This window comes from Gilliamella sp. X-57 (assembly GCF_057063565.1).
In genome coordinates this window covers 22,353-30,888 of record NZ_JBXSQI010000028.1, presented here as the reverse complement: position 1 = coordinate 30,888, position 8,536 = coordinate 22,353, and the positions used below count along the sequence as shown (strand labels likewise).

General features: G+C 37.3%; 6 protein-coding genes. All 6 read left to right on the top strand.

What is annotated here, in order from left to right:
• Positions 1 to 1,637: DUF2345 domain-containing protein (locus ACYIAL_RS11620; RefSeq protein WP_483751764.1), on the top strand; the 1,637-nt coding region annotated here is incomplete at its 5' end.
• A 10-nt stretch (positions 1,638 to 1,647) separates the two neighbouring features.
• Positions 1,648 to 3,210 (top strand): VRR-NUC domain-containing protein, encoded by a 1,563-nt coding sequence (locus ACYIAL_RS11615; RefSeq protein ID WP_483751763.1) that lies wholly within the window; start codon positions 1,648 to 1,650, stop codon positions 3,208 to 3,210.
• A 45-nt stretch (positions 3,211 to 3,255) separates the two neighbouring features.
• Positions 3,256 to 4,512 (top strand): type VI immunity family protein, encoded by a 1,257-nt coding sequence (locus ACYIAL_RS11610; protein ID WP_483751762.1) that lies wholly within the window; start codon positions 3,256 to 3,258, stop codon positions 4,510 to 4,512.
• A 45-nt stretch (positions 4,513 to 4,557) separates the two neighbouring features.
• Positions 4,558 to 5,814: a type VI immunity family protein gene (locus tag ACYIAL_RS11605; RefSeq protein WP_483751761.1), complete on the top strand. Its 1,257-nt coding sequence runs from the start codon at positions 4,558 to 4,560 to the stop codon at positions 5,812 to 5,814.
• Positions 5,815 to 7,133: 1,319 nt separating this feature from the next.
• On the top strand, positions 7,134 to 7,400 hold the full coding sequence (locus ACYIAL_RS11600; RefSeq protein ID WP_483748437.1) for a PAAR domain-containing protein: 267 nt from the start codon (positions 7,134 to 7,136) through the stop codon (positions 7,398 to 7,400).
• A 4-nt stretch (positions 7,401 to 7,404) separates the two neighbouring features.
• Entirely contained in the window at positions 7,405 to 8,535 is a 1,131-nt protein-coding gene (locus ACYIAL_RS11595; protein WP_483751760.1) for a hypothetical protein, read from the top strand.
• Position 8,536: the final 1 nt, after the last annotated feature.

Sequence of the window (8,536 nt, the reverse complement as noted above, 5' to 3'; positions counted from 1 at the left end):
AGGCGATTAGCCAGCAAATTATCCTCAAAGGTAAGAGTAACCGCTATAACCTTGCCCCCGGTCAATGGATTAACCTCAACGGCAGTCCGCTGGCCGATATCAATGACGGTATCATTATTTTAAGTGTGCAGGGACAGGGTAACCGCACTGATGCCTATGAACTCACCTTTACCGCCATTCCTTATCAAGCCTTAAAACCCTATCGCCCCGCGCCCATACGCTGGCCACAAGTCAGTGGCACTTTACCTGCCCGTGTCACCAGCCCTAATCATGACACCTATGGCTATATCGACCCGCAAGGGCGCTATCGGGTTAAATTTAATGTTGACCTGAAAGAGTGGAAAAGTGGCACGGAAAGCTTGTGGATACGCTTAGCTAAACCTTATGCGGGTAACACCTATGGTTTTCACTTTCCCTTAATTGACGGCACTGAAGTGGCCATTGCCTTTATGCAGGGCAATCCTGATAGGCCATATATTGCCCATGCGATGCATGACAGTGCTCACCCAGACCCTATCACCACCATTAACAAACACCGCAATGTGATTCGCACCCCAGCTAATAACAAACTGCGCATGGATGATAAACGCGGGAAAGAGCATATCAAACTGGCCACCGAATACGGCAAAACTCAGCTTAACCTAGGTCACTTAGTTAACGAAAAAAAACAACCCCGTGGTGAGGGCTTTGAACTGCGCACCGACGAATGGGGGGCGATTGCCGCTAATAGAGGCTTATACTTAACCACCCAAACCCAGCCGAAAGCGCAAGGCAAACAGCTCGATATGCAAGCGGCCATTGCCCAAATTGAAAATGCCTTATCCATTGCCAAAGCCCTACAAAATGCTGCCAACCAGTCCGAGGCACACAGCGCCGATACCGACAGCCAAGACCAACTTAAAGCCAACTTAACTCAGCTAACCCAAAGTGGCATTTTAGCCTATGCGCAAGAAGGCATAGCTCTAACCAGCCCTGAAAATATTCAACTGACAACAGCTAACAGCCTGACCTTAACCAGCGAACATCAAACCGACATTAACGCTTTAAAAAATGTCACTGTTTCATCGGGCGAGGCGATTGGCTTATTTGCCCAAAAAGCGGGCATGAAACTATTTGCCAACCAAGGCGATATTGAAGTGCAAGCCCAAAACGCCCACCTCAATATGGCTGCCAAGCAAGATATCAAAGTGGATAGCGTGGATGGCAAGGTGACCCTTACCGCCAAAGACAATCTCACGCTTATTTGCGGTGGCTCTTATATCAAAATCAGCAGTGAAGGCATCGAACTTGGCACACAGGATAATATCTATCTTAAATGTAATGTGATGCAGAAGATGGGAACGGCGACATTATCCATTCCTTATGTTAATTTGCCGGGCATTAATGGTTACAGTGAATTCTTTATATTAACCGATCATGAAACGGGTGAACCATTAGCTTTTTATCCCTATGAAATCGAAGTAAATGGACAAACACTGACAGGTATAACCGATGCTCAAGGTCGGACAAAGCGTGTGTTTACCGATGAACCGCAAACCATTACAGGTTCAGCACAAGAAGAAAGCTCTAAAAATACTTTCAGGGCAAAACATATCGCGACAGGTAAAATTGTTCAGTTTGATTTTAATGATGTTTAGGATAATAAAAATGACAACAATGATTGATAAACCAAGGGCAAGACCAACATCCAGACGTAGTCTGTCAGCTACTACAGAAAAGGATACATCAGGAACCGTACTACCTGTAACACATCCTTTTGATATTGTTTATTTATGCCAAAAAATGGAAGCAGCGAAAAAATTTCCATTCATTGCAAAAAACGGAACACCACGCTATCAACGGCAAGTGACAATGTGGATTAGGCAAGATGCTGAAAACTCTGAGTATAAATTTCCTTACTGTGGTGAAGTTGGATACAATATGACTAAAGAACCACCAGTACCACTTACCAGTAATAAAGAGCCATTTAGGCCTAGTAGATATCCCTTATCGAAGTTTCGTATGATCTACCGTGAATACCGTGAACTGAATAGATACGGCGATCCTGAAGGAAGTTATTTATTTGATTTTCGTGAGGTTGACGTGGTTGACCCCATGGTAGATAAAACCACACTTGAAAACGAATTATCGCTAAAGCGAAGTGGTGATAATGATATTGTTGAAGCTTATCGAACCATCAACCCTGATGTTGCAAAAGAACGGTTCCCCAATGGGCGTGGTATGATTCGCATTCCAGATGTCATAAAGAAAAAGAACACCCAATTATTAGGTGCCGCAGGATATCACCCTGATAATATTGATACCGTTATTGAGATAAAATTCCCTGGTGATAGTCTTAGTGAAGAACAACGTGAAGATTATTTAAAAATTGCAAATGGAGATATTAAAAAATTTCGCTTAATGACCTTAAAGCAGTGTGAATTTCGTCGACGTAAAGGGAAAGAGGAAGAAGAGATGCTCGCCAATGCCAAAGCAGATCCCTTATATGCAATTGTAGGCGAAAAGGCAATGACTAACACTAAACTAGCATTAACCATTGAACAACAGATGAAGCAAGAATATGATGCGATATCAAAACACATTATAAAATGGGTTAACCAGCAAGAGTTTGAGTACAGCCGCCCACAATTGTTGGCTCCAGATAATTATAATATGGAACTAGCGGTAGAAGCTGTGCAGCGCTATGAACAACTGCATGAAGCGATTGTTAACGCGCCATTAGCGGCAGTAGGAGTTTCCATTATAGGCGCAATGAGCACGGCACCTTTAGTAGCATCGATTCCTGAAATGGGGGCGACAACATCAGTTGTTCGCAATGGGGCTGAAGTTATTAAGTTTTCACCTATAACAAAAACCACTGTGGCCGCAGCAGCGACAACAGCCTCGCTACCGTTGGCCGCTAAGCAACCCCAAACAAACAATTATGTATTAGAGCCGAATCAACAAGTTACCTATTATGCCCAAATTACCGAGCAAGAAAGGCTAAAGTACGAAGATGATCGCCTAATTGAAATTGACTATCGCTATCAGCAAAAATATCATTTTCATAAATTAGATAGCCTTATTGAATTTAAGGATGATTCGACTTCAGCAAAACAAAATAGAGAGCAAGTAAGGGTGGACAAAAATAAAAATTTAATTCACTACTACCCTTATCGACAACAGTTTTACTACTATTTTACGCCTGGCGATGAACCAACAACAGATTAATGTAACTATAGGCAGTTAAGCTAGTCTAAATTAATAGGATAAATGATGAAAGATAAATTACAGCAATTATTAGACGAATATCAGCAAAATTATAATAAGTTTACCTATGGTCACTATTTAGATCCTGATAATATTGAAGATGCAATAAAAACGGGGTTAGTTGGCTGTTTTTACTTAGATAAAGCCTATAAACCTGAAAAACGCCAAGCTATCGGTCAAGTGTTAGCGCTTTATGATAAGCATTGGGGCGATAAACTTAAACATGGTTTTTTTAATGCCAACCCGAATAAATTATACCCTTATCAAGCGTTTAGTTTAGCGCAAAAACTGGAATTGATTAACGAATATGCTTTAGATACATTAAATTTTTATTGGAGTAATGTTGATAATTTGGAGTTCACCCCTGAATATTTAATTAAAACATTTTCAAAGCCAGAGTGGTATGAAGAGTTACATAAATCAATAAGCTATGTTCAATTTTATTTACCAATTAATGAGCTTAAAAGTTTTGGTGTGGACTCACTTGTGGAGTTAATACGTCAAATCAGCGAAATTTTACAGCCTATGCATGGCTTTTTTGGTTTAGGTATTCAACATAGCCATGAGTATTATGATTATCAATATTTAGAATATGAATTAGCACATAAATACTTAGGGCTTGATATTTCAAATGTTGAAAGTGATTTGCGCTTTCGAGGTGGCTTTAAATGCATTAACTGGCTCACTATCCTTAGTAATCAGCTGGTTACCGATAAATTAGGTAGCCTTGATGAATTAAAACAACGCAATCAAGACGAAGCCATTACCTTTTACCCGTACAAGGGTGGGGTTGTTGTTCGGGCTGGCGAAGTTCCTGAACTAGGCGATGTAAGCCGTAACCCTTACCCTAAGCACTATGTCAACGTTAACACGCTATTAAAACCAGCGCGAGCACCTGAAATCGGTTCATTAGGCTTTGGTTCAATCAATGGGGAAATTCGCTTTAATGATCGCACATCAAAAGAGTGGCAATGCCGTTTTGATGATGTCACTGCAACCGACTTACCGAAAACAGATGAGCAAATAGAGCAAACACCCGACCAAACGGGGTTAGCTGTGCCCATTCGCATTAAAACAGGTGAACTTTGCCCCCATACTGGGCTTTATTCTGCAACCATTAACGGCAAAATTGAGTACCGTGAATTAATCAACGGAGATAAAGTAGCGCCGTTTATTGATGGCGATACAAAGCAAACCTATACCGATATTACATGGACATTATTGCGTCGGGATGACGGTGGCAGTGTTTATATTAAAAATTAAACAAATAGCGTTAAGCGATATCTACCTTGTGTTATAGGATATCCCATGAAAGATAAATTACAGCAATTACTAGACGAATATCAGCAAAATTATAATAAGTTTACCTATGGTCACTATTTAGATCCTGATAATATTGAAGATGCAATAAAAACGGGATTAGTTGGCTGTTTTTACTTAGATAAAGCCTATAAACCTGAAAAACGCCAAGCTATCGGTCAAGTGTTATCTCTCTATGATAAGTATTGGGGGGATAAATTGCAATTTGGCTATATTGATGGTGATCCTAATAAATTATTCCCTTATCAACAAACTTCACTATATGAAAAAATTAATCAGATTAATGGGGTAGGAGCAGATAATATTTGTTTTTATTGGAGTAATGTTAATAATATAGACTTCGTTCCAGAATATATGCTTAATGTATATTCAAGAGCAGAATGGTATGAAGAGTTACATAAAGAAATTAGTAATGTTCAATTTTATTTACCAATTAATGAGCTTAAAAGTTTTGGTGTGGACTCACTTGTGGAGTTAATACGTCAAATCAGCGAAATTTTACAGCCTATGCATGGCTTTTTTGGATTAGGTATTCAACATAGCCATGAGTATTATGATTATCAATATTTAGAGTATGAATTAGCACATAAATACTTAGGGCTTGATATTTCAAACGATGAAGCAGATGAACATTTAAGAGACGGCTTTAAATGCATTAACTGGCTCACTATCCTTAGTGATCAGCTGGTTACCGATAAATTAGGTAGCCTTGATGAATTAAAACAACGCAATCAAGACGAAGCCATTACCTTTTACCCGTACAAGGGTGGGGTTGTTATTCGGGCTGGCGAAGTTCCTGAACTGGGCGATGTAAGCCATAACCCTTACCCTAAGCACTATGTCAACGTTAACGCGCTATTAAAACCAGCGCGAGCGCCTGAAATTGCCTCATTGGGTTTTGGCTCAATCAATGGGGAAATTCGCTTTAATAATCGCACATCAAAAGAGTGGCAATGCCGTTTTGACAGTATTACAGCAACGGATAATTTCGATAATAATGGAGATGTTTCTGCAAAAGTTATTAGCATCAATTCAGCACAACGTATTAGCATTCAAACTGGTCAGCTATGCCCCCATACAGGGCTTTATTCAACCAATATCGACGGTAAAATTGAGCACCGCAAACTAATCGGTGGATACATCGTTGAACCTTTTATTGATAGCGATACAAAGCAAACCTATACCGATATTACATGGACATTATTACGTCGGGATGACGGTGGCAGTGTTTATATTAAAAATTAAACAAATAGCGTTAAACGATATCTACCTTGTGTTATAGGCTATCCCATGAAAAATAAGTAATAGTAATTGTTAGATGAATATAAGCAAAACTATAGCAATCAACTCATTCCCAATAAATTAGATAGTATTGCTGAGTTAAAACAGCACAATCTATAATGGTGGTTTGGATTGGTAAATTCCCTCAGATTTGTTGACGTTGGGGATAATTCTTATTCCTAATATTAGGTTTATATTAATACGTTATCAAAGCTGGCGAGCACACCTGATATTGCATCATTAGGTTTTGGTTCGATTAGTGATGAGATCTGTTTGAACGATCGAACCTCAAAAGAGTGGCAATGCCGTTTTGACGATAAAATCATCCTGATGAATATTCTCTATTCAGAATACAAATTAAGAGCGATAAAAATATGAGCCTAAAAACCTTTTATACAATTCAAATGGTCGACAAATCTTGGCGACATCATGCCACGCCACCGGTGTTACCCTGCTTGGGTGATGAATTTATTTAATTACTAGAACAAGAGATTAACGTATTAAAATCAATATTCAAAAAATTTGAAGATCAGCTTTTATTGTATGTATTTTTTATAGTAATTCTTCTGTTTTTATCTGGTGAATTTACGCTGGATGATAATATTTTTGCTGATATTTGGATAGGATACTTTTGTGCTCTGGATTTTTTTATATTATATTATATAAAAAAATTAAGCAACACATGTTACATTTACGGGGGTAAATTTTTATGCTTTTTAGATTGGTAAGATGTCTATAATATTAATTTATATATAATAAAAAAGTAATGTTTTGCTCAATTTCTTCGTGCAGAGAAAATATTCCGCCCAATATAATGATGTCGTCGATCTAGATATTAGACGACCTAAATCACAGGGGAAGTATGATATCTTTTTACTATAAGCCGGCGTACTTAGCAAAAAAGGGAATAGAGGTTAACAATAAAAAGAAAGAGATGTAAATGATAAAGGTAGCTGTTATTTAAAGTTAGTTTTAAAGCAGATAACATTTGATAGTGAAAGATTTTCTTTCTACAAGATATCTTTATATATTGATTAATAAAAATGGTAATTAGAGTAATTTTTAATTCCTGATAAGATATCGCGTAAATATAAAATGAAAATGTAAACTAAGTTGCAAACATAGAGGAAATCAATCAACCAAGTTGGCTCTATCAAGTTTAGGCAATAAGTTTATGACAAGTAGGAATGTATTGTTTTATAGAAAATTAAAATCGATTCAAATATAAAAACTTTAGACATTAGTCAATAAATCATAAACATAAAAAATGAAGGAATAAAACAATGGGTAAAAATGTGGTTCGATTAGGCGATCCAACAACACATGGCGGTTCGGTCATATCTGCATCCTCAACGACAATAATTGAAGGAAAACCTGTCGCTTTGATTGGTGATCTTGTCAGTTGTCCTAAAAAAGGTCATGGCATAAATAAAATTATTGAAGGGGCTAAAATGGGCTTTTTTGATGGTAAGCTTGTGGTCATTGATCAGTGTTTATGTGAATGTGGCTGTAAAGTTCTTTCTACAATTAACTCTGCAATAATGGAATAATATTATGTCTTGGCCTAAACCTATCATCATTGATACCTTAAAAGCGCCTAAAGCATTACATCGTGGATGGTGGCTATTCTTTTTTATCGTATTGATTTTAATTTCAAGTATTGTGCTTGCTTTAATGTGGACTGATAACAATTATTTTTTGCAATGGCAATTTTGGTTAAGCATTATATTGATTTCGACCGTAATAGAGAGCATTGCACTTAGTATTCGGCTTTATCTTTATGGGCTGGCACAAGAAGAATATGAACTATGGCTACATGAACAAAAGAATATTGAGCAAAATTGGCAAAATTGGGCAATGCAATCACTAGTTGTTCTTGATAGTTTCTATATTTTACCAAATGAACTCAAATTAAAAGACCTTTTGACAAATAATCCAGATGCGACTTCTAAAATTAATAAATCATTAGCATTTGAAGAAAAATTTGATTTGATTGAATCTATTGAAAGTTTATTTTTGTCAATGCGAGATGTGTTACCTCAACTTCCTATTAAAGAGCCGATCAATGTTATTGTTTACTCGTCACCTGAATCACATGGTCTTATTGAAAATAAGTTTGATGATGTCTGTGGTCGTGTAAAAATCGCACAACCTTATACAGTATCCCACCATGTTATGAATCATAGTGATATTGATAAATTAAGGGAATGGATTGATAGTCCTCAATCAGCCATACACTTAATTATTATTAATAACACTAACTCTTCAGGAACGGCTTTCTTGTGTGCTTTTTTATTGATGGATAAGGAATACTATCAAGATTTAGCAATTGACATAGCAAAAAGTGAAATTTTAAGGCCAATGATAACCTCGGATATGCCTTTAGGCGTTCAGCAGATGGCCGAAACCCAACCAGCCATTCATCAGATAAAACAACTTTGGTTTTCAAATCTTGATAACAAAAAACAAGTAGATGTTACTAAACAGTTGGCTGAATGGGAAATTTCGCCTGAACAGATGTATCAATTAGAAAGTATTGTTGGTAATCAAACAGAATTTTCTTTCTGGCTTTCACTAGCATTGACGTGCGAAACGGTAATTCAAACAAAACAAAATAATTTAATTGCTGCAATAAACCAAAATCAATGGTTGCTTTCAGTCGTAACAGCAGTAAATGGGGAATAAT